This window comes from Tenacibaculum sp. MAR_2009_124, assembly GCF_900105455.1.
In the GTDB taxonomy this organism is placed as follows: Bacteria; Bacteroidota; Bacteroidia; order Flavobacteriales; family Flavobacteriaceae; genus Polaribacter.
In genome coordinates, this window is the sequence record NZ_FNSF01000005.1 from 944,735 (window position 1) to 967,454 (window position 22,720).

The following is a 22,720-nucleotide window of genomic DNA, read 5'->3' on the forward strand; positions in this document are numbered from 1 at the left end:
AGATTTTTTAATTATCTACCCTCAAAAACAACCAATAAAACTTCTGTTTTTTTTGTCCTTCCTAATTTCTAGTCGTGAATATACTTTCGTTGTATGGATTCAATTTCGTTAAAGGAAGTATTACAGGAAATGAAAAAAACGGATAAAGAAGGGTATGCAATACCTTTTTCTTTATCAGCTTTCACGTTTAACTCAAACACTAAAAAAGGCGGTAATCTTAGGCATTACGAAAACGCCCGATTTGTAATGAGTAATAAAAAGCAAAAGCAATCATTGGAAGCTTTAACACGATCGGCTTCATTACTTCCCAAACCAAAAAAGAATCCTAGTCATTTTGAAAATGGAACTATAAACATTGAATACATGGAAAATGACAAAAGGGAGTTGCGTAAAATCAAAATACGCTTTATCAAATCGTTTAACGAAAAATTAGTGGTTTACTAAATGCAGAATTTCGGAAATATAGGAATTGTAGGAGGTGGTTCGGCAGTTGTTGTTGTTAATACCAGTACAACAGTAAATACAGCAGAACCAACCAAGGTTCATGTACATACAGAAAACAAAAGCCAAGGAATTGCTTCGTGGGGATCAAATAATGATTTTCCTCAGAAGCTTTTAAAAGAAGTTCGAAAAAATGGTGCGGCAACTTCAGGACTTAGTTTGGTGAAGGATTCCATTTATGGGCGTGGTTTTATTCTGTTTCAGGAGGTTGCCGAGGAGAATAAAAATGGGGAAGAAAAAAGAAAGCTTGTTAAAACTTCATTAAGGCAGTTTCCTAAGATCAATAGCTTTTTTAAAGCAAGTCAGATGAAACGTTTTTTTAAAGATAGTATTACTGATCTTACCTATTTTGCTATTGCTTTTCCTGAGTATATTTTATCGAATGATGGCAATTCTATTGCTAGAGTTTACCGACAAAAAGCAGCGCATTGCAGATTTGAGTTAATGGAAGAAAAAACGGGATTCATAAAAAACGTTTGGGTTTCTACCAAGTGGGCTGATGGTGTCGATTTAGATTCTGATTATGCAAAAAAGATTCCTTTAATAGATAGTTATTGGAGTGCTGAAGAAGTAAAGGAATATTGTAAAGCGAATAAAATAAAGAGTTTTGTTCGTCCGATGTTTTACACCATGCTCGATGAAAGTTACTACCCAGTAGCCTCATGGCATTCGGCATATTATTCAAAATGGATTCATGTGGCCAATAGTATTCCCGAATTTAAAAAGGCACTTTTTGAAAATCAAGTGAACATCAAGTATCATATTGAAGTTGATGAAGACTATTTCAAATCAAAATATAAGGGTTCAGATAAAGAATGGTCAGATTTTACCCTTGAAGAAAGAGCCACTACTACCAAGCAGTTTGTTGAATTTATTGATAAGTACTTAAGAGGAAGCGAAAACGCAGGGAAGTCTATCTGGTCCATGATTTATAAAGACGACCATGGAAAACCGTTTCCGGGTGTTAAAATTACAGCTATAGATGACAAGTTAAAAGATGGTAGTTTTTTGCCAGATGGAGAAGCGGCCAACTCAGAAACACTTTTTGCTATTTCTGTGGATCCTACTTTAATCGGTGCAGGTATTCCTGGAGGAATGACCGCAGGAGGAGGAAGCGACAAGCGTGTGGCGTGGACTATTCAGTGTGCAAGAGCCAAGCCAAAACGTGAAACTGTGCTGGAATCCTTTGAGTTTATTCAACAATACAATAATTGGGATGCTGAAATTGATGGAGCTTTTGAAGATACCCAATTAACCACTTTAGATAAAAATCCAACAGGAACCCAAAAAGCAGCCAACGTATGATAACGAAAAATTTAGAAGATTTTAAAGAGTTCATTTCTGTAGAAAGTTCTTTCGATGGACAAGGTTTTAAAAAAATACAACCTTTTTTAAAAAGTGTTTATCAGAATAAGTTGGTGAAGCTTATAGGAAAAGAACAAGTTATTCGCTTTACTCAGTATTCAGAGTCTGATGAAATTATCCAACAAGCCGTTAAGTTCGCAAAGGAGGTAGAAACGAACCTTGCTATGTATGACTACTCACCATTTGGAGGTGTTCAAATAACATCAGGAGGAATTAACCGAGTAGCTCCAAGAAATCAAGAATCGGCATCTACTAATGATATTAGAGATCTACAACGCTATTATAAAAAGGCGGGGTTAATAGCTTTGGATAATCTCTTTGAGTTAATGGAGGATAACGAGCAGTTATTTGAACCTTGGAAAAACTCGAAGCAGTACACCAAGTTTAAATCACTTCTTGTCAACAGTACTCAAGATTTCCAAGAACATTACAACATCTTTGATTCCCGTCAAACCTTTGTATCGCTGTCTAATGAATTGGAAACCGTGGAGTATCAATACATCATTCCTATCATCACCGAAGGAGTTTTAAAGGACTTAAAAAGGTCAACCATTGAAAACGAAGTTGTACAAGATGTAAAGAAGTACGTAAGTAAAGCTATTGTTTTTTATACCGTTTCAAAAACATTAGGTAGTGGTATGTATTTTCAAGAAAGTGAGGGCTTTAAACTTCGTTTTGATTTGCTCGATTATGAACGTCAGTATAGTTCAAAAAGCACATTGAATGAGCATATAAAAACTCAAATAAAACAAAAGCAAGAAGAGGCTCACAATTTTTTAAAACTGGCTAAAAACCTAATTCAAGATGACTCTGAGTTATTCCCTAGCTATACACCAAAACAGAATCAAGCCCCCAGCCCATTTATTAACGGAAAAGGAGTTTTAGGATTATGATTACCGTAAGAGCAAACATAGGAGTTTCGAGAAGTCCCTCAGATACTAATGTTACTGAGGGAATAAATACTCAGGTAATTGAGTTTTTTGCCAATAATACCGATGAATATATTGTTGATACTGGATTAGGATTAGAGCATCAACTATTAGGAATTTCAGTTGTTCAAGAATACCCAGAGGAAATTTATTATGCGATCAATCTTGTTTTGGAGGTAGTTGACAGTGGATCAGATAAAATAATTAGACTTATGAAAGCTGAGGCATCCTTGAGCTCTGTTATTGATGGTACAGATCCGTTTACCAGAGTGGGATTAACTGGTTCGATAAAAATAGCAACGCCTTCGCCTGATCTTCCTGATGTTCATCCCGTGGAGTATTCAGGCTATGGAACTTTAGATATTGTTACCATGCCGGCTACGGAGTTTGAAAATTCAGGACGGGTTATTTTGAGTGATTTAGTACCCTATAATGTCGATTATCCATACCAGACAATAGAAGGAGAATTTTCTTATGCGAGCATTCCATGGACAGATAACCGAATGATCGATCATGTAAGCTGGTTTCATAGATATGCTTTGGAATTGCCAAGAGTACTAAGAGTTTCCGCAGGAGTAAGCGGAACTATAGGAGTACATCCACAATTAAATACCTATCAATTTCTGCTTTATTGTAATGCTCAAACAACAGCGAGAGTAACAATAGATTATAGAACAAACCAATAAATGAAAAATAATGATAACAAGTATAAATACAAAACATTTCAGAATGAAACTAAAATTATTCATCGCCCTTAGTGTAGCAGGTGGTGTTTTCTCGGACATAATAAGTCTATTCATAAAAGAGAAAAATCAGTTTTTGGCAATTTTTGCAGTAGTCGCCATAGATGTAATATTTGGAGTGATACGCTCCATTAAAAAAGGAAATTTCCAAACTCGGAAGTCTTTTAAAGGGCTATCTCGATTCGTTGCATTTTGTTGGTTGCTGGCCACGGTTTTACTTATAGAAGATGCCTATAGTTTCGCAAGCTTCTTAAGTGAAGCCATCCTATTACCTATTCTCATCTTTCAGTTGATTTCTGTACTAAAAAACATGAGTTTGTTAGGGCTTATAAGTAATGAAACCCTTTTGAAAATACTTAACAAGATTGATACTCATAAACATGATGAATCGAATAGTGAAAATTTTGATGATTTAAATTCTTTATCCCATGAGTAAAACACTAAAAATAGCCTTGTCTCAATATGGTATTCGTGAGATTAAAGGCATTAAACACAACCCAGAAGTACTTAAATATTTTAAAGTTTTAGGGTATGAAGATTCGAGGGTTACAGATGAAACCGCATGGTGCAGCGCCTTTGCCAATTGGGTATGTATGAAAGCCCAAGCTGATTATTCCGGAAAGCTTACTGCTAGAAGTTGGCTGAAGATTGGAAAAAGAACACAAACACCAAAGCAAGGTGATATTGTAGTGCTTTGGAGAGAGAGTAAAAATAGTTGGAAAGGACACGTAGGTTTCTTTATAAAGCAAACAGATAACTATATCTATGTTTTAGGGGGAAACCAAAAAGACCAGGTAAATATCCAAGCGTACCCAAAAAGCAGATTGTTAGAATTTAGAAAAGTGATTTAATATGAGTTGGAAAAATATAATTATGGGTTTGCTAGTGGGGTTGTTACTTGGTTTTATGGGCGGTTATAAGTTCGCAACACAATTGCTAACACCGACAATTCAGGAGGCGATTAAAAAAGAATCTACGCTCATACAACATGATGTGGATTTGAATGTAGGGAAGGTTAAAAACTCAGAAGATATAAACGTTAGCATCAATCAAAAGCCTATCAACACTATTGAGAAAACAAAGGCATTTAATTCATGTGATAGTTTGTCGGTATGTGTACTTAAAAAACACTTAACCCGAAAACAAAAAAGGCGTTTAAGAATACGATAATAAAAGAGGTAATCAGATCCTAAAAACTGAAAAGTTCTTTGACATAATTGTGGTAAGTGGTATTATCGGGATAACAAAATGTAATTATAGGTACGCAAATGTACCCAACTCACCAACTATCATGTTAGGGTCACCCGTTCTTGAAGGGTCAGTAATAATTTCGCTTTTGTAGTTGTGTAAAAAGAAAGGAATATTATCCACATAATAAACCCGTTCTTTTAATTCAGTATTGTCTTCACACCTACAACGTTCTTTTATGAAGGCTTCTAATTCGAAATGGTGTTTAAATTCAAATCCTTTGCGTTTCAATCCTTCGATAACAGAATCATCTAACTGTTTGTTAAGATCATTATTAAGTCTACCTATAACATCGTACATAATGTCATGATTTGGTAGTTCTATATCTTCAATATTTGTAGCTTTTATCTTAATTGGTTTCATGTTTATAAAGTTAAGAATTTAAAAATTATTGCGCATGATATTCATTACTCTTTGAACCTTAAAAATAACACTTACCACAAAACACCTTTTTCAAGGTGTTTTTTTATGTCAAAAATTGAAGAAATAAAAACAAGATTAGTAAGTGAAAATAGAATTACAAATACCCAACACATGGAATGAGCTGAGTGATTCCCAACTTAAACAAGTGGCAAGACTTTACTTTTCGCAAAGTAACCCGATACTTTTTGATATTGCCATGTTTAAAATTTTAGTAAAATGCAAATGGTATAAATTAAGATTAAGAAGGCAAGTATTAAAACTACTGAATATTGTTAGTTTATCAGAATTGAAAACCCATTACAGAGACTTTTATAAAAGCCAAAATTTAACTCGATTCATTAAGCAGGTTCATATCCAGCGTAAAAGCTTTGTAAGTCCTTCAGATAGACTTGGAAATATTACTATTGGTGAGTTTTCGGTGTTGGAAGATTTGTATTTAGGCTATCTCAATAACAAAGATAATGAGAAAGAAGATTACGGCTATGAATATCTACTTTATATGTTCGCGGTTTTGTATGTCCCCAAGGCAATAGAACGCCCAACGTTTAAAAAAGAATTACTATCACAAAAAGCTGAACAATTTAGGAAGGTTAAAAAAGAAGAGATTCTAAGTTGTTTGTTGTCCTATATGGGATGTAGAGATTATATCGCAAGCATACCTAAATACGCGGCTATATTTCCAAAAGGCGAAAACAAATCAAAAAAGATTCCAACGAGTTCTGGAATAGCTGAATTAATAATAGATGTATCGGGTTCAACCTTTGGAGATTATCATAAAACCTTCAAAACAAACCTGTACACCTTCCTTGATGATTACGCTAAAAAATTAAAAGAGTCAAAAAATGGATAGTTCTTTAACCCATGATGAAATTATAAGTAAGCAAAAAGAAATAGCTAAAAAACATAAAGATGTACAAACCTGTTATCGTTGGAATTTTAGTGAATTTGATGGTCCTGTCAGGGATAATACTGTTTTTCCGTTAATGACGATTGAAAGTCCAACGCTTCAATTTACCAATACTGAAAGCTCACTGTTTTCAGGATATAACGGTGCTTTTAACATATTAGGAATGGATGGTGTTTATACCAATGATGTTAGTGATGAAGAAGCTATTAATAAGGTGCTGAATAATTCCCTAGAAATAGCCTTGGAGGTCTGTAAAAAGCTTATTGAAATAGATGGAGTTTATATGTTAGAAACTGGTATTAAAAATAAATGGTATTCGTCCATTGATAAGCTTTCTTTTCAACTTACTCAAATAGGCCCTGTAACCTCTAATTATCTATATGGGTATCGTTGTGAGTTTAAAATAAGTACTCCTTTTAGTACTAAGTTAAATCCTGATAAATGGCAGTAGATGAGTAACAAACCAATCGATAAAGTGGCTATAAAAAGAGCTGAAGGGAAAATCGGAAATAAAGCCTCATCTCTTATTCAAAATAAACTAGAAAGTGAAATAGCGTCAACTTTCCGTAAATCTAAGAACCCAGACGAATCACTGTTGGAATCGTTGAAAGTTTCAAAGAAAATGGGAAATGTTCGCCTGTTTGGTATCCGTGTGAATATGGCAAAACATGGCTTTGTTCATCAGCATGGAGTGAATGGAGATAGGATAGGTCATGTTAAGGAAAGAAATATTCCGAGAAAGACTTTTTATACTGTAAAGGAGCATGGGATGATACTGAGAAAACAACCATTTATTGAAATGGCGGTTGAAAGTAGTGGTGCTTTTGAATATGTATTTAATGAGTTAGGGAAGTTGAGAATGAAAGAGGTCGAACTGATGTTTGGTAACCAATTAAAAGTAAAGTAATGGCAAAGAAAAAGGGGGTTTGGGATATTGATATTGTTATCAATGGGAAACAAGTCAAAAACACTTTCTATAGTGTTAAAAAAGAGGTAAATAAACTGAAACGTGAAGTAAAGAGTCTTACTCCTGGTACTGATGAGTTTATTAAAAAATCTAAAGAGTTAGAAAAGGCTGAAAAACATTTTGATAATATTAAAGAGGAGATCCATGGAACGAATGTTACCTTAGAAGAGTTCAAAGGGCACTTCAGTACTGTTTTTGATGGTTTTTTATCAGGAAATCCTGAAAAAGTTAAGCAAGGTTTACAAGGTATTCGTGCTGGTTTAAATGGATTACTCTCTTCAGCGAAAGCATTTGTTTTAACACCTATTGGTGCTGCTATAACGGCGCTGGTTGGTATCGGTGCAGGGCTAAAAAGCTGGTTGGAATTTAATATAGAAGTCGAAAAAACAAATGAGCAAATCCAAAATATTACACAAACAACAGGTGATGCTACTGATGCCATACGAGTAAGAGCTGAAGCCTTAAAAGAACTTTTTGGAACAGAAATAAACGAAAGTGTAGAGGCGGCCAAGTCGTTGGCAAAAGGGTTTGGTGTTTCTTATAAAGAAGCTTTTGATCAAATAGAAAGTGCAGCCGTTAAAGGGAAATTAAAAAACGGTGAGTTTTTAGATAGTATTGCGGAATATCCTGTACAGTTTAAAAATGCGGGGTATTCCGTGAGCGATTTTGTGAAAATTGTCAATACAGGAATTGATTTAAGTATTTATAAAGATAAGCTTCCTGATGCGTTAAAAGAAGCAGATTTGGCTTTAAAGGAACAAACTAAATCAACTACAACAGCCTTAACCAATGCCTTTGGGGCTCAATTTTCAAAATCCATTTTAAAAAGAGTTAAAGAGGGTAAAATTACTACGAAACAAGCCTTACAAGAAATTGCAAAACAATCTCAAAAAGTAAATTTAAACCAACAACAGCAAGCACAATTAACAGCCGATTTATTTAAGTCTGCGGGAGAAGATGCAGGAGGTGCGGTAAAAGTTTTAAATGCTGTAAATATTGCGTTGAACAAACAGCAAAAACCCTTAACAGAAGCTCAGAAAATCCGTAAGGAAGAGCTTGAAACCAAAAAAGAGTTAAAAAGCATTACTACTCAATTATTTGCTAGTGGTTCTGAAGGTATTGGAAAGTGGATAAAAAAAGGTAAAATATTTGCTACTAAAACGCTTATTAAGATTTTAAAAGGAGGGGTTTCTTTATACAATTGGTTTGTCGATTTGAATAACCAGAGTGCTGTTTTTTCGGGTTTATTAAGTAGTATAGGAACATTAGCGTCTAGTGGTTTTAAGGTGTTAGGTAGCCTTATAAAAAATGCTTGGGAATCATTCAAAGGATTAGGAAATGTAGTGGTAGGTATTTTTACTGGAGATTGGAAAAAAATTAAAGAAGGCTTCAAGCAATCAATAAGTTTTATCCCTAATATTGTTGGTGATGTAAAAGATCAAGTTACTAAAGATGCTAATGAGATTTACGAAGCTTTTCAAGGTAAAGACAAGATGAAACGGGTGGACTTAAAAACCTTTTTAAGTACTGAAACCAATGAAGAAGACACTGTTACTAACGAATCTGGAACAGATACACCTAAAGAAACCAATCAAACTAAAAATGAACTTACGCCAGAAGATCAAAGAATTCTAGATTCAAAAAAGAAACTAAAGGAATTCTTGGATGAATGGGAAGAGGAACAGGCGATTCAAAAAGAATTGAAAGATTTAGAAGGGCAAGAAAGAGCTGAGGAGGAAGAAATATTGAGACTGGAAAAAAAGTTTGAAGATATGGAGTTAGAAGCTGGTCTTACTCGTGAAAAAGAAGCGGAACTTTCAGAAGAAGATAAGGCTTTAAAAGTTCGTTTAACTAAATCCAAAGAGGCGCAAATAAAAGCAATAGAAGATAAGTACAAACAGCAACGACTGAAAGATAAAGAAAAAGAAAACAAGCAATATGAAAAGCTAACACAAGAGCATCATAAACGAATGGTTGACGCTGAAATGCAGCTTCAATATGCGAAGCAGAACGCCTTAGATTTTGGAATAGCTGCTTTAAAAGACATGTTCGGAAAGAAAACTGGTATTTACAAAGCGTTGTTTGTTTTGGAAAAAGCTTTGGCAGTTAAGGATGTCTTGAACAATACTTCAAAATCGATTGCTCAAATTACTGCAAATACTGCTATTGCCAATGCAAAGGCGATTGCTGCTTCTCCTTTAACAGCGGGTATGCCTTTTGTTGCATATAATACTGCCATTGCGGCTAAACAAACACTAGCAACAAAGTTAATGGCTGGTGTTCAAATAGGTCAGATCGCTGCGTCTACTGTCAAAGGTTTGTATCCAGTAACCAGAGAAGATGGTAAAAAATTTAATGCAACACTAGGAGGTCCCACCAGAACACAAATAGTATCACAACCGACCTTAATGCAAGAGTACTTGGTTGGAGAACGCCGCAGGCCTGAAATGATTATTGATGATGTTACCTATTCAAAGCTAGACCCTAGAATAATTCAACATATACTAGGAGTTCATAAGGGTGAAACATCGAAAGTACCAGGTTTCGAAAAAGGAGATTATTCCAAGGTTCAAGATATTTCTGAGGAAGTTGGGGAAGTAGATGTTGAAGATTCTGTTAACACTAGACTTTTACAAGATATTTCATCAAAGTTAGGTACTCTCTTAGAAGGTGGAATTGAGGCTAAGGCACTTATTGGCGATGATGAAATAGAAGAGTACGAGCAAAGAAAACAGTTAATTACAAGTACAAAAGAAGAAGCAAAAATAAAATAGTTATGCCTATTACACCATCAAGTTTAGCGTTTACTTATACCAAAGGAACAGATGTACCTCCTTATCGTTTAATGGAGTATCAAACGCTTCCTATAGCTCCGCATTCTAGCCCGGCAAATGGTCAGAAATTCCCTCAGACAGATGCTGATTGGGTTACTGCTATTAATTATACAGATACAACTTTTCAGGTTAGAACGAATTCGGCTGCTAACAATTTAAGTTTAGGTACTCATACGACAACCGTTGAGATATTTCAAATTGCCATTGAAAATAATAGACAAGTAAATTATCCTTTGGGAAGTTTTGATGTAACTATTGAAGTTTTAGAAGGTCAAGAGTCGGTTGTTACACCAAGTTCTTTAAGTTTTGAGTATGATTTGAGTCAAAATTTACCAGGTCCCCAGCAAATAGAAATAAATACTTGGAGAAACTGGTTCCTTAATAATAGTGCATCATGGTTAAATGCTTCAGAAGCTAGTGGGAGAGGAGATAAAACAGTTACTTTTAATATTGATGGTAGTGGCCTGTCGGTTGGTATTTATAATACAAGTCTTACGTTTAACGATGGATTGATAATCAAAATTATACCAGTATCTTTAAATGTTACACAAACCATTGATGATGAGTTAACGATAACTCCAAGTCAACTAGATTTTCAATATGTAAAATCAACGTCAAACCCACCTCCTAAAACTATCGATTTTATCAGTTCGCACGATTGGACCATTTCTGCAATTGAAGGTTGGGTAAATATTGGTATTAATACAGGTGTTTCAGGATCTCATTCCGTAGAAATTGGAGTTCAAAACTTAGAAGCTTTACCTGTTGGAGAATACAATGCAATGGTAACAGTTACTAATGGAGTCATTACAAAACAAGTTTATGTAAGCTTACTTATTATTGAATATTTACAAAACTTTCCATCTCCAGATATTCTTCATTTTACGGATGATGAAAATTTAATTCAAGTAGCCACTAGTAATAATAACACCTGTTTGAAATTATTGTTGGATACTGTTTATAATGATTCAGGTTATCAACCTGAGTATAGAGTTCCTTTTTTTAAAGGAATATCTTCACAAAACATTGGTGTAGAATTGGCAAACATCATAGGCGTACAAAATTTGATTACTACAGAAACATTTTTCGATAAGCCATATAATGAGATTTTGGTAAATATTAATGTTGGAGAGATCCATGTTTTTAATGGAACAACGCTAATAGATTCAAGAATTGAAAACATTAATTTCTTAAAAGGAGTCCGTCCAGACAATGGAGTTTTAAGTGAGGTAGGAAATAAGCAATATGTAACCAATACAGGAGTAGTTTCTTTTTCCTTTTTAAATGAAAGCAGAACAACTGTGTCTCGCATTGTTGTATCTGGAGCTATCAATCAAACAATAACAATAGCGCCTTCAAGTGAGCTTTTTTATACATTCCGATTCCCCTTAAATGGTTTTAACCTTAAAACAGGCGATGTAATTACGTTTTCTATTTTAGATCAGAATATTGAAGTTGTTATTAGGGAAAAAGATGTTGATTCTAGCGTGTTTTTTTGGGAAAACAAATGGGGGTGTTTCGATTCGTTGGAGTTTACAGGCGAATACAAAAAAACATCAAGTTTAAAACACCAAACAGCCAATTATGTAAATAATTATAATACAAGTATCACTAAAATACTTGATGTTGATAAGGGAATAAAACACGATGTAAATACAGGTTGGATCTATGCTGAATCTCAGATTCAAGCAATACACAATATGTTGCAGTCTAGAAATATTTATTTATTAAAGGAAGGAGAACTTATTAATGTTGTGCCGAAAACTAGAAACATTCTATTGCAAAAAAGTAAAGAGTCTTCACCAAGTAGAAAATTAACCTTTATAAACGCTGAGAAATGATAGTATTTTATAATGAAAAATTTAAGCTTGACTTTTCAGATGTAAAGCTAAAGCTGGTTGAGCAAAATTCGTTGTTTTACGATTATATGTATAAAAAGCACTCCATGCCATTTACTATAAATGTTGATGCCATTATATCTACCGAGCTCGGCTTTATCGATTTACCTAACAGCCGAGGATATGAGGTTAAATATGACGGACAATTATTTATAGAAAATGATTTTGAGCCGGCTAAGTTGATTCTAAAATCTATTAAAGGGAAAAAGCTTCAAGGCATTATTTACCATGAAGCGAATACTGTCTATTGCTCCAAAAGAATTTGAACTTGAAATTTTGAAAGGAACTGCGTACAAATCCAAGAAAGAAAACAAATGAAGGGTTTGGTCGGTACGCAGTAAGCCTACTACTGAAGTTAAAACTAAGAAAACTAATGAATACTTGAAATAGATAGAAGCCCTAAATTCAGGCTAGTGGAATCACGGTGCATTTAGCTCCTTTGGTTAGTACCAAAAAAAGCTCCCGAAGGAGCCAATCATCCCTATGAATGGGATAAAAAAAATGGTTGTCAATGTTTAATTTGGGGGGTGATTATGTTTGTAATAGGGGTGATTTTTGACAACCTATATAAACTAAAATTTAAGGGGATTTAAACTTGAAGCAAATTTACGCCGATTTTCAAGTTAAAATCGGTCTGTAGTGTTTTTGTTGTGTGTTGATTTGTGTGTGTAGTATTTTTGGAGTATTGATTTTTTCTGTCAAGGTTTAATAAAAAAAAGAAAAGAAGTGTTGAGCAAATTTGTACACTTCTTTTCATAGTTTAAGTATATTAACAACTCGATTACATGACATTTTGTTGTTAGCAAGTTACAGATATTGGAGGTTAGATTTTTTTTTTTTTGATGAGATAGCTTTTTAGTGTAGATTTTTGTTAGAGATGTGTAGGTGAACGAAAAAAAACTCCTTTTTAAGGAGTTTTTAGCAATTTTCCCGTATCGAAAAAATAGTTAAAACATTGTTTTTTTTGGATGATATTTTGTGATTGTTTTGTTTTAACACATGTGTAAAAGTAGCGTTAGTTTCTTTAGATATTGCTTAGTAGTATGCATGTCGTGTGTATTGTTTTAAAAACGACAAAAAATGTCTAAAATGAGTTGTTGGTATTGTTGTAGACAAGAAAAAAAAACCCACTCAAAAGATTGAGCGGGAAAATTGCTATGAAAAAGAAAGTCCTAAGACGTCTCAAAGGACAAGTTCAAATATAGTGTTTTTTCATCATCATGCAGTATTATTAAAGGAAAAAATTTAAAAAAATTAGAAGAGGCGCTCCTTCAAAAACACCTCTTCTTTCTTAAATCAATAATTATTCAAAAACCATTTAAAGTTAATTAATATTTTGTTTCGTTTTCAATTCCTTTGATTAAAGGAGTAATTGTTTTGATGAAAAGAACGAATAAGTAGTTGATCTGTGGAATTTAAAATCAGCAAGACTCTATTTAATTGTTTTTTTTGGAGGGAATTAAAAAAGGAGCTAATAGAGCTCCTTTAATTTTGAAACCAATTAAACCCTTCTTAAAATTTAACGTGTCTATTGTTTAGATGTCTAAAATATTAGAAAGTCACAATTTTTTAAAAAAATGTTGGGTAGAAATTCTGAATGATCAATTGAAAAGAATGCGCACTAACTTGTTTCAAATAGTTGTAGCTAGTCAGAAAGTTTGATTAATGCGCATGATGCTAGTTAAAGAAAGTTTTCGCTAATTGCCCCTTAAACAATTTACAAAAAGTGTTTGCAAAATACTGTTTTTAAAATTAAAAAGCGTAATTTTAACATGCGATTTTTAAGGGGAGCATTTAGATCGTACATGTAGTGAAAATTAGCCGTTCAGTTTTGAATGGCTTTTTTAGTGAATAAAGGTATTGATGCTAGTTGTTTTGTTGTGTTTTTTTAGCGCGATTTGTTGTTCTTTTTTAGCCTTTTCAAGGCTTTCGAATACTTGTGCATCGCTGATGTTTTTTGAAAACGGTTCGTTGCTCTTGGGGTTTGTATAGTAAGTGTTTTCTGGTGTGAGTAGTACAAACATTAAAAGTGGTGTATGAGGCTTGAAAATAGCTTTTTTTTTATTTTAAATGAGTAGGTAAATGCGTAAGAATTCAGCTCTTGGGTGCTTTTTACTTAATCGATATTTTCAAAAACACCCTGTACTTGCCATTAACGCACTTACAAAGTTAAGAATTAAAAACAAAATAAAGTAAAAGAGTACTTTAAATATTAAAAAAAAAGGAGAAATAAAGGGGAAATTTTATTTGTAAATACTGTTTAACTTAATGTTTTTAAGTGGTTTAAATTGTTTTTGTATTTTATCTGCCAGTCAAAAGGTCGCGGGTTCGAGCCCCGCCTTCTCCACAAAAAAGAAACCTGCAATTTTGCAGGTTTCTTTTTTCATTTAATAAAGGTTAAAAGGTTTATTTAATGGAGTTCATATGTAGTTATTTCTTCACAACTGCCTTGAGTAATATGGTCTATTGAAATAACTGTATCGAAATACTTGATTTTAACTTTCTCAGGTGTATTTATTGGAAATGCATCGTAAAAAAACATCTCATCTTTTTCTATAAAACCAGTTGCCTCATCATCACCGTAGGTGTAAATAAGTAAACCTAATCCTGTTTTATTATTTAATTTTAAAGGTATGGTCTTTTCGACTTCAAGTTCTTCTATGAAATGGTCTGAAGGGTGAATTGATGTAGGGGTTACTTCATAATTTTCGAATTGTATAGCATTTACCGAAAATCGGTTGCTCAAACATTCTTCTGGTTTTGTTATACCTGCGAAATATAAATCAGGGTTAATATTTTCTTTGAATTCAATGAAGCCATTTTTATCAGTATTCCCTTCAAAAAGGTGGTTTTCCTTGTTTCGTAAATCTTTTATAGATTCATAAATACGAACAGATGCATTTTCTAAAGTTTGTCCTTGATGTGTAACTTTTATGGCTAATTTATACCTATTAATTATTTCTTCTTCGTTTGAGCATGATACAAACGCAAAAGATAAAGTAAGGCAAATAAGTAGTAGTAGTTGTTTAGTTTTCATAATTATAAGTCGGTTAAATTAAGTTTTCAAAATCTCTACTCCTAAAACCAAGAAGTGTGCCATTATCAAAAAAAGTATATTTGGAAGGTATTATTTCTTAAATAAAGGTTTTGAAGAGGTATTTTAAGTGTTTGTTTATAAGTTTTTTATATAGTTGTTTTTAAGTGTAAATATTTTTTTGGAATTTCAATTTTAGATTTAGTGATTACTCCATCTAATTCTTATATTCGTAAGGAATAGATCTTTTATGATAAAAGCTACAAAAGAAGATAAAGAACTTATCGTAGATATTTTAACTTCTGCTTTTGAACCAATAACGATTCCAAACTCGATTAATTTCGTGGTAAAACAAGATGCCAAAAGAAGAGAACGTCTTCAGGTTTTAATGGAATACTTATTCAATAACTCTCTGCGTTTTGGAGAAGTTTTTTTATCTGATAATAGAAAGGCTTGTGCTTTAATTCAGTATCCGCATACTAAAAAACTAACTTTGCAAACAGTTTTTTGGGACCTTAAATTAGCATTGAAATGTATAGGATTAAAAAATGTGGTGAAAGTATTGAAAAGAGAAATGGCTTTAAAGAAGTACCATACCAAAGAACCTCATATCCATCCGATGATCTTGGGAACTTATTCAGATGAAAGAGGAAAGGGGCATGGGGTTCGTTTAATCAAAAAACTTCAAGAGTATTATAAGGATACTACGTTACCCGTTATTATTGAAACCACAACAAAAGAGAATTTGAATTTATATGAATATTTCGGATTTAAAATTTTCAAAGAAACTTCGGAACTTCAATACCCTTTATATTTTTTAAAAAGTAAGAGCTATTGAAATTAACAATAGCTCTTACAAGCTTAGTAAAGGGGAGGGAATAAGGGGATTTATTTTAAATACTGGTAAAATGTATATTTTCTTGTACAAAGCTAGATGTTAAACTTCGATTCGATGTGTTGTTTTATAAAATGAGATATATTTTTTATCTTGAACAGTGCGGTTTTATAAAACAAAACGTTAAAAACACTTAACATTAATTTGTTTATTTGATTCTACTTAAAGGTTAAAAATAGAAGTACTAAATTGTACTCGTTATGGAGATTTTTTCGCAAATAAGTTTTTTATTAGGAGTATTTATGACCTTATTTATTTTTTTAACTAAAAATAATTTAGGTAAAAACAAATGCGCTAGATATTCTTTAGGAACGGTTACTTTTATTTACACATTACTTTCATTAGATACCTTTACTACTGCGAATAAATACCTATTACCTGTGGTAGTATGGTTTTCATCACATTTAGTATTTCCTTTTATTGGTTTTTTATTTTTGAAATTTTTGAGTTGTTTATGTTTATGTCAAAAGTATTCGAAAGAGAAATATTTGGTAGGCATACTATTGCTTTATACAGTTCTTAAGACTCTTTTTTTCTTTTATTTTATATACCCAATTAATAGAACAGAAGAAACAGCTAACCAGAGTTTTTTTACTTATGCGAAAATTGAATTTACTCTATCGTGTTTGATTAATTTATTTTTTTTGTACAAAGCATATTTTCTATTAAATAGAGAGAAATTAACTACGGATTTAAATAAACAGAGTCAAGGGAATTTTAAATAGATATACCTGCTATTAAAAACTAATATTTTAATAATACTTAGTTTACTATTAGAGGTTGTTTTGGGGTGGTTCAATAAAGAGCTTTTCCCCATTATATTTATCATAGAGCCAATTCTTTATGCATTGTTTTTTCTTTTACTGGTCTATTCCTTAATGTATTTTCCAGTTTTTGCATTCTTAAGTAACTACAGTGATGAAAGTCATAAAGAAAAGTACATACATTCGAATTTAAATAACTCTGAAGAGTTATATAAGAAAATCGACGAATTGGTTACTTCAGAAAAACTTTATCTCTCTCAAAAACTAAAATTAAATACTATTTCTGAAAGATTAAACTGTCCTCTTCCCTACATATCTCAGGCTATTAATGAAAATAAAAAAATAAGCTTTACCGATTATATTAATACCTATCGCATTGAAGAAGCCAAAAAGAAACTTTTGGTTGATAAACCAGATACTATTTTTGCTATTGCCATAGATGTGGGTTTTAACAGCAAAACAGCTTTTTATAATGCTTTTAAAAAATTGACCAACTCAACACCAACACAATTCAGAAAAGAGAACGTTAAAAACACTTAAGATTAATTTGTTCCTGCTTAAAGGTTCAAAATAGAAGTACTAAATTGGGTCTGATATGGAGGTTTTTTCGCGAATAAGTTTTTTCTTAGGGGTATTTATAACCTTATTTATTTTTTTAACTAAAAATAACTTGGGTAAAAATAAATGCGCTAGATATTCTTTAGGAGCAGTTACTTTTATTTACACATTACTTTCATTAGATACCTTTACTACAGCAAATAAGTATCAATTACCCTTAGTCGTATGGTTTTCGTCCTATTTACTTTTTCCTTTTATTGGTTTTTTGTTTTTAAAATTTTTGGAATGTTTATGTTTAGTTAGAAAACAAAAAAAAGAGAATATATGGGCAGTCATGGTCGGAAGAAATTCCGACCATTTATTTTTAAGTTTCAAAATGATCTAAATTTCCATCACAAATTACCACAATCATAGCAATGGCTAAATTTCTGAGTTCCATTTTAAACCTTCTTTTAGCCGTTTTATACCCAATATTGTTAGCTTTTTTATAGATTGCTATTAACATTGCTACAATTAAAGTCATATATAGAACTACTTTGATTCCGTTTTTATTCAAAGATACTAAGTGACTTACATTTAGTTCTTGCTTTATAAAGCGAAAAAAGACCTCAATATCCCATCTCTTTCTATAGGCTTGCGTAATTTCCTTAGCAGAGAGATCAAATTGATTAGAAATAAAACAAAATTCTTTGTGATCTTCAGTTTTTGTTTTTGCAACAATCAAACGTAAAGGAGTCTTTACTAACTCTTGTTTATAGTGAATATTTCCTCTCTTATTATTTATAGCTTTACCAGTATACAGATATACTTTACTATCTTTTATAAGGCTTAACTCTCCTAGGTCAGAGTTTTGATTTTTATCGAGTAAAGATTCCAATTCTACATATTTTCTATTTTCTTTTGCTCTAGCAATAAAATAAATATCATTACCACTAAAATCTTTCATGGTTCTGGTAGATTGAAGACCTCTATCAATGACGTAAATATTTTTATGATTTTTGTGTTGTTTTACATGATCCATTATAACTTCAGGCAAAGCCATATCTTCACTGGAATACTTAGGTTCTGTAAACACTTTAAACTCACAAGGCAATAAACCATCAAAGGTAATAGTATATTTAACAGATTTCTTACCATTTTTATGATCAATTCCTTCTAATAATTTACTAGCAGCTTCACTAACCATCGAGCTATCCACATGAACTAATTGATGTTTTTCGTTATTAGAAGTCATTGGATAAGCATCGTGAAACTGGCTATAAATGCATTGATATATTTGAGCGAAATAATCGGAATCAATTTTAGATAACCTTTCTGAGATAGAACTTCTTCTGATGGATTCTGATTTATCTAAATTGAAAAGAGTTTTAAACAGAGAATCATTAAAAGTATCTTCTAAGGTACGTTGACTTAATTTTTCGTTTTCTACAATACCATAAAGCAACAAATAAAACATTTTTTTACCATGAAGCACTTTGGTGTAATAATCCACATTAGTTGTGGATGATAATTTAGATAAAAGAGCTTCTGGAATAATACCTAATAATTCTTTTACGGATATTTTATGATCTTTAAATACTGACATAATAGCTTAATTATCAGTATATAAGATACAAAAAACAATACTCAAAAACAAGTTAAACAACTGAAAAACAGCAGGTTAAATATTTTTTTTTTATTTCTTAGAAACAAAAAAAGTCGGAAGAAAAATCTTCCGACCATGACTGATATATGGGGCTTATTTTTATTGTTGTTTTCAATTATTAAGTTTCTTCTTTTCTTTAATTATATATTACCAATTAATAGAATTGAAGGGACTGCTGACTCAAGTTTTTTGATTTATTCAAAAATAGAATTTACGTTCTCGTGTTTGATTAATTTATTTTTTTTGTATAAATCATATCTTCTATTAATTAGAGAAAAATTAACTACGGATTTAAATAAACAGAGTCAAGGAAATTTTAAATGGCTTAAGCTCTTATTAAAAGTAAATGTTTTTGTAATGTTTGGTATGCTATCAGAAGCCATTTTGACATGGTTTAATTTCAAGTTATTACCAATATTGTTTGTTGTTGAACCTATTTTTTATATGTCATTCTTTTTTGTATTAATGTATTCGCTTATGTATTTTCCAGTTTTTGCATTCTCAAGTAACTATAGTGATAAGGGGCATAAAGAAAAGTACGTACATTCGAATTTAAATAACTCTGAAGAGTTATTTAAGAAAATCGATCAATTAGTTACTTCAGAAAAACTTTATCTCTCTCAAAAACTAAAACTGAATACTATTTCAGAAAAGTTAAATTGTCCACTTCCTTACATTTCACAAGCAATCAATGAGAACAAAAAAAAGAGCTTTACCGATTATATTAATACCTATCGTATTGAGGAAGCGAAGAAAAAACTCTTGGTAGAAAAACCAGATACTATTTTTGCCATTGCAATAGATGTAGGGTTTAACAGCAAAGCTGCATTTTATTACGCATTTAAAAAATTGACCAACTCGACACCAACGCAATTTAGAAAAGAACATATGAGTTAAATTAAAATACAATGATTCTTTATAAACACCACTATTAGGTATAAATAAAACCGTCATGTGTTGGTTTTTAAGATTGATAAAAGGGTAAATTATATTAAGAAGTATTTAAAATCCGAAAACTTCTTGTTTTCAACATATCAAATCGAAAATTTACTACTAAAATTAACAAAAGTTTTTTATCCGAGATAGATATTCAATAATAAATGTATGCTCAAAAGTCCTTCGAGATATTAAATTACATGGTATTTTGCTTTATAATTTTACTCAAAGTAATATTTTATCCCAAATGCGTAATTGGTTATATTTACTTATATTTAAAAAAGTTAAGTAAAAAACATTGAGAGTTATTAGGTCGATTTTCATTTCAATTAATAAGTAATAATCATCGAATAATATCCAAACATATGTTTTTACTTCTTTATTGCTACCAAAAATTTTTATACTGAATTAGCTACTACAATAACTATTATAAACTTTAAATAACAAAAAATGAAAAAATTAGTAGCTGAATTTATAGGAACCTTATGGTTGGTACTTGGAGGATGTGGAAGTGCTGTTTTAGCGGCAGGATATCCCGAACTAGGTATTGGATTTGTAGGCGTTGCAATAGCTTTTGGTTTAACAGTTGTTACGATGGCATATGCTATTGGACATATTTCAGGTTGTCATCTGAACCCCGCTGTATCTATTGGACTTTGGGCTGGGGGACGTTTTGATAAAAAAGAGCTTCTTTCTTACATTGTCGCTCAAATATTAGGAGGTATCGCTGGAGCTGGCATCCTATATATAATTGCAACTGGAAAAGCAGGATTTGAAATAGGTGGATTTGCTTCTAATGGCTATGGAGAACATTCGCCAGGGGGGTATAGCTTACTTGCTGCATTGGTCACAGAAATAGTAATGACCTTCATGTTTTTGATAATTATTTTAGGAGCTACTCATTCAAAAGCACCTAAAGGATTTGCAGGTTTAGCTATTGGATTAGGATTAACACTTATTCATTTAATAAGTATTCCTGTTACAAACACTTCTGTAAACCCTGCAAGAAGTATTAGTCAGGCATTATTTGTGCAAGGTTGGGCAATTGAGCAACTTTGGCTTTTTGTTGCTGCACCAATTGTTGGAGCAATTTTAGCTGGATTTGTTTATAAGATGATGTCGCCAGAAAACGACTAAAAATAGCAGTTTAAAATATTTTATGTGAGTAGTGGTAAATGAAGAGATCAGCGATTTTGTCTCAATAGTGGCAGTTTCACAGAGTTTACCACTACTTATTTTCTTATAACAACATTCACCATTTTGGGAATGTTTTTTTTAGGTGGTTAAAATTGCTCACTTTTTATTTATCAAAGTTGGATTTTTAGTATCAGTTTTAATTATTGATGTACTCAAACACATCTAGAATATTTTGTTCCGTTAAATAATTGAATTGATGATTGTAGTTAGCATTTTTATATTCTTTATTCACGGATAGAGCTTTTTTACTCTTCTTTTTATGTAGTTCTTCTTCATTTACAACATACTTAACAAAATAAATAGTATCAAGTTTTTGACCGATTAAAGCTGGCCCTACCAATTTTTTATTGATTTTATGACAGGAAGCGCAGATACTTTTAAACAATTTCCTACCTTCTTTAGCATTTTCAGTTAAGGTATTGCCGCATCTTGGTTCAACAACCCCGCAAAAAGCAACTGGTTGCTCTTCTGAAATAAACGAATAAAGAACGGTTAGAACGGTTACAAGAAACGCCATGCCATAAGAAAGCAACATTTTGTTTTTTAAATTCGAATTATTCATTAGAACTTCGTTATGAGAATTGAAAGTACAATAAAATCTGACATTTTCTTGCTTTTTGCATAGCGTGGCTATGGTTAAAGGGAAAAATGACTGTTTTAGCAGATTTTGAAGTAATTTCCATATGTAATAGATTTTCTAATGTATAATGCGAATTAGACTCATAAACCAGCTTTAATTTCTTTTGAAGCCGCTTCAAACTCATCGGGTGTGTTTATATTTCTTATGAATTCGTCCTCAATTTCAACGAGCTTAACATCAGAATTGATTAACATTTTTCGTGGACATGAATATCCTTGAGCTAAATATTGTAATAGTTTTCCGTAGGCTTTTGGCTCGTAAATAGTTATTAAAGGCTCAGGGAATTCCTTGCCTTTTCCTTTAATAGTAGTGGCTACTTTACTAGGATCTCTATGTTTTAATAAAAGCTGAATAATCTCTTTATTAACAAAAGGAACATCGGTGGCTAAAACCAACCATGCAGTATTTGGATTCTTTTGAAAAGCCGAACAAATTCCTCCAAAAGGACCTAAGTTTAAAAAAGTATCATGAATTTCATTGTCCTTTTTAATGTCATTTTGAACTGAGTCGAAAGGCTGAACGGAGAAGAATGTTTGTAAAGAGCAATCTTCTAACAACTCCTTACTGTATTCTTTTTGAGGTTTTCCAAAATAATTAAGAATTGCTTTATCAGTTCCCATTCGGGTACTTTTTCCTCCAATTAACACCAAACCTTTTACTGTTGCAATTCGTTCTTCGATTAGGTTTTTAAAATGATTGGCTATGCGATCAATTTCCTCTATTCCATAAGAAGTAATATTTTCTATTTGAGGAAACTTCTCTTTTAAACAATCAAAATACCTTGAATCGTCATTTAACTTAATAACAAAAGCAATATTGGTAATTTGGTCTATACGCTTTTTAATAGAGGCCTCTTTTTCGTTATCAAGAATAAGAACTTGTTTAGCTCCTTGATAATGATTTCCGTTAATGAAAACAAAGTCATGATTGTAAAATTGCAAACGTTGTTCATATTTATTAATTGACGATCGAGTACTTAATTGAAGGTTTCCTTCGTGATGAAAAGTATATTCAGATATACTATTGGCATCAATATCTTTGGCATGAGAAGCATCAAAATACCCTAGATCATAATTAGAAAGTCTTTTAGTTACTTCATAAACTAAATTGGTAATAATGCTACACTTGGCACCTAAAATAGCGACTTCGTTAGAAGCAAAATTGTCGTTATACTTTCGGGTTAGATTGGCGTGTTTTTTATGTTTTTGCATTTCTATGTTGAAGAATTTAAATTGA

At 32.0% G+C, this 22,720-nt stretch carries 23 protein-coding genes; 17 read left to right on the plus strand and 6 right to left on the minus strand.

The window, feature by feature from the left end; genetic code table 11:
* Positions 1–93 precede the first annotated feature (93 nt).
* Genes BLW23_RS14935 through BLW23_RS14965 form a run of 7 tightly spaced genes read left to right on the plus strand, consistent with a single transcriptional unit; the run spans position 94 to position 4,708 of the window.
* Positions 94–444 (plus strand): hypothetical protein, encoded by a 351-nt coding sequence (locus tag BLW23_RS14935; RefSeq protein ID WP_093671227.1) that lies wholly within the window; start codon positions 94–96, stop codon positions 442–444.
* Positions 445–1,806: a hypothetical protein gene (locus BLW23_RS14940; protein WP_093671229.1), complete on the plus strand. Its 1,362-nt coding sequence runs from the start codon at positions 445–447 to the stop codon at positions 1,804–1,806.
* Positions 1,803–2,759, plus strand: coding sequence for a DUF6712 family protein (locus BLW23_RS14945; protein WP_093671231.1), 957 nt, complete (start codon positions 1,803–1,805; stop codon positions 2,757–2,759). Before BLW23_RS14940 ends, BLW23_RS14945 begins: the two co-directional genes overlap by 4 nt.
* Positions 2,756–3,481 carry a hypothetical protein gene (locus tag BLW23_RS14950; RefSeq protein ID WP_093671233.1) on the plus strand — a complete coding sequence of 242 codons (726 nt, stop codon included), beginning with the start codon at positions 2,756–2,758 and terminating at the stop codon, positions 3,479–3,481. Before BLW23_RS14945 ends, BLW23_RS14950 begins: the two co-directional genes overlap by 4 nt.
* Positions 3,482–3,524: 43 nt before the next feature.
* Positions 3,525–3,974 carry a phage holin family protein gene (locus BLW23_RS14955; protein ID WP_176829840.1) on the plus strand — a complete coding sequence of 150 codons (450 nt, stop codon included), beginning with the start codon at positions 3,525–3,527 and terminating at the stop codon, positions 3,972–3,974.
* Positions 3,967–4,389 (plus strand): TIGR02594 family protein, encoded by a 423-nt coding sequence (locus BLW23_RS14960; protein WP_093671237.1) that lies wholly within the window; start codon positions 3,967–3,969, stop codon positions 4,387–4,389. Before BLW23_RS14955 ends, BLW23_RS14960 begins: the two co-directional genes overlap by 8 nt.
* A 22-nt stretch (positions 4,390–4,411) precedes the next feature.
* Positions 4,412–4,708, plus strand: coding sequence for a hypothetical protein (locus tag BLW23_RS14965; RefSeq protein WP_176829841.1), 297 nt, complete (start codon positions 4,412–4,414; stop codon positions 4,706–4,708).
* An 84-nt stretch (positions 4,709–4,792) separates the two neighbouring features.
* Here BLW23_RS14965 and BLW23_RS14970 read toward each other — a convergent pair whose 3' ends face one another.
* Positions 4,793–5,149 carry a hypothetical protein gene (locus BLW23_RS14970; RefSeq protein WP_093671241.1) on the minus strand — a complete coding sequence of 119 codons (357 nt, stop codon included), beginning with the start codon at positions 5,147–5,149 and terminating at the stop codon, positions 4,793–4,795.
* A 142-nt stretch (positions 5,150–5,291) separates the two neighbouring features.
* On the opposite strand from BLW23_RS14970, the gene BLW23_RS14975 reads away from it, so the two are divergent.
* The 6 genes from BLW23_RS14975 to BLW23_RS15000 are packed head-to-tail and all read left to right on the plus strand — an operon-like array spanning position 5,292 to position 12,081.
* Positions 5,292–6,059 carry a hypothetical protein gene (locus tag BLW23_RS14975; RefSeq protein ID WP_143032193.1) on the plus strand — a complete coding sequence of 256 codons (768 nt, stop codon included), beginning with the start codon at positions 5,292–5,294 and terminating at the stop codon, positions 6,057–6,059.
* The gene (locus BLW23_RS14980) at positions 6,052–6,567 is read left to right on the plus strand and encodes a hypothetical protein (RefSeq protein ID WP_093671244.1); all 516 of its coding nucleotides are present in this window, start codon (positions 6,052–6,054) and stop codon (positions 6,565–6,567) included. Before BLW23_RS14975 ends, BLW23_RS14980 begins: the two co-directional genes overlap by 8 nt.
* Positions 6,568–7,023 carry a hypothetical protein gene (locus tag BLW23_RS14985; RefSeq protein ID WP_093671246.1) on the plus strand — a complete coding sequence of 152 codons (456 nt, stop codon included), beginning with the start codon at positions 6,568–6,570 and terminating at the stop codon, positions 7,021–7,023.
* Positions 7,023–9,857: a phage tail tape measure protein gene (locus tag BLW23_RS14990; protein WP_093671248.1), complete on the plus strand. Its 2,835-nt coding sequence runs from the start codon at positions 7,023–7,025 to the stop codon at positions 9,855–9,857. Before BLW23_RS14985 ends, BLW23_RS14990 begins: the two co-directional genes overlap by 1 nt.
* A 2-nt stretch (positions 9,858–9,859) precedes the next feature.
* On the plus strand, positions 9,860–11,758 hold the full coding sequence (locus BLW23_RS14995) for a BACON domain-containing protein (protein ID WP_093671250.1): 1,899 nt from the start codon (positions 9,860–9,862) through the stop codon (positions 11,756–11,758).
* On the plus strand, positions 11,755–12,081 hold the full coding sequence (locus tag BLW23_RS15000; RefSeq protein ID WP_093671252.1) for a hypothetical protein: 327 nt from the start codon (positions 11,755–11,757) through the stop codon (positions 12,079–12,081). Before BLW23_RS14995 ends, BLW23_RS15000 begins: the two co-directional genes overlap by 4 nt.
* 1,578 nt (positions 12,082–13,659) lie before the next feature.
* On the opposite strand, the gene BLW23_RS15005 is transcribed toward BLW23_RS15000, so the two are convergent.
* Positions 13,660–13,839, minus strand: coding sequence for a hypothetical protein (locus BLW23_RS15005; RefSeq protein WP_093671254.1), 180 nt, complete (start codon positions 13,837–13,839; stop codon positions 13,660–13,662).
* 386 nt (positions 13,840–14,225) lie between these two features.
* A complete protein-coding gene (locus BLW23_RS15010) occupies positions 14,226–14,852 on the minus strand; it encodes a hypothetical protein (protein WP_093671256.1) in 627 nt (208 codons plus the stop codon).
* Between the two features lie 247 nt (positions 14,853–15,099).
* On the opposite strand from BLW23_RS15010, the gene BLW23_RS15015 reads away from it, so the two are divergent.
* A complete protein-coding gene (locus tag BLW23_RS15015) occupies positions 15,100–15,687 on the plus strand; it encodes a GNAT family N-acetyltransferase (protein WP_093671258.1) in 588 nt (195 codons plus the stop codon).
* Positions 15,688–16,622: 935 nt separating this feature from the next.
* Positions 16,623–17,048: a helix-turn-helix domain-containing protein gene (locus BLW23_RS15025; RefSeq protein ID WP_093671262.1), complete on the plus strand. Its 426-nt coding sequence runs from the start codon at positions 16,623–16,625 to the stop codon at positions 17,046–17,048.
* Between the two features lie 382 nt (positions 17,049–17,430).
* Here BLW23_RS15025 and BLW23_RS15035 read toward each other — a convergent pair whose 3' ends face one another.
* On the minus strand, positions 17,431–18,651 hold the full coding sequence (locus tag BLW23_RS15035; RefSeq protein ID WP_093667314.1) for an IS4 family transposase: 1,221 nt from the start codon (positions 18,649–18,651) through the stop codon (positions 17,431–17,433).
* Between the two features lie 135 nt (positions 18,652–18,786).
* On the opposite strand from BLW23_RS15035, the gene BLW23_RS15040 reads away from it, so the two are divergent.
* Complete coding sequence (locus BLW23_RS15040) at positions 18,787–19,608, plus strand: helix-turn-helix domain-containing protein (protein WP_093671266.1); 822 nt, start codon at positions 18,787–18,789, stop codon at positions 19,606–19,608.
* A gap of 489 nt (positions 19,609–20,097) precedes the next feature.
* Entirely contained in the window at positions 20,098–20,784 is a 687-nt protein-coding gene (gene aqpZ / locus BLW23_RS15045; protein WP_093671268.1) for an aquaporin Z, read from the plus strand.
* 196 nt (positions 20,785–20,980) lie between these two features.
* Here aqpZ and BLW23_RS15050 read toward each other — a convergent pair whose 3' ends face one another.
* Both BLW23_RS15050 and BLW23_RS15055 read right to left on the minus strand, forming a co-directional pair.
* Positions 20,981–21,406: a c-type cytochrome gene (locus BLW23_RS15050; protein WP_093671270.1), complete on the minus strand. Its 426-nt coding sequence runs from the start codon at positions 21,404–21,406 to the stop codon at positions 20,981–20,983.
* Positions 21,407–21,564: 158 nt separating this feature from the next.
* Positions 21,565–22,695 (minus strand): NTP transferase domain-containing protein, encoded by a 1,131-nt coding sequence (locus BLW23_RS15055; RefSeq protein ID WP_093671272.1) that lies wholly within the window; start codon positions 22,693–22,695, stop codon positions 21,565–21,567.
* Positions 22,696–22,720 lie beyond the last annotated feature (25 nt).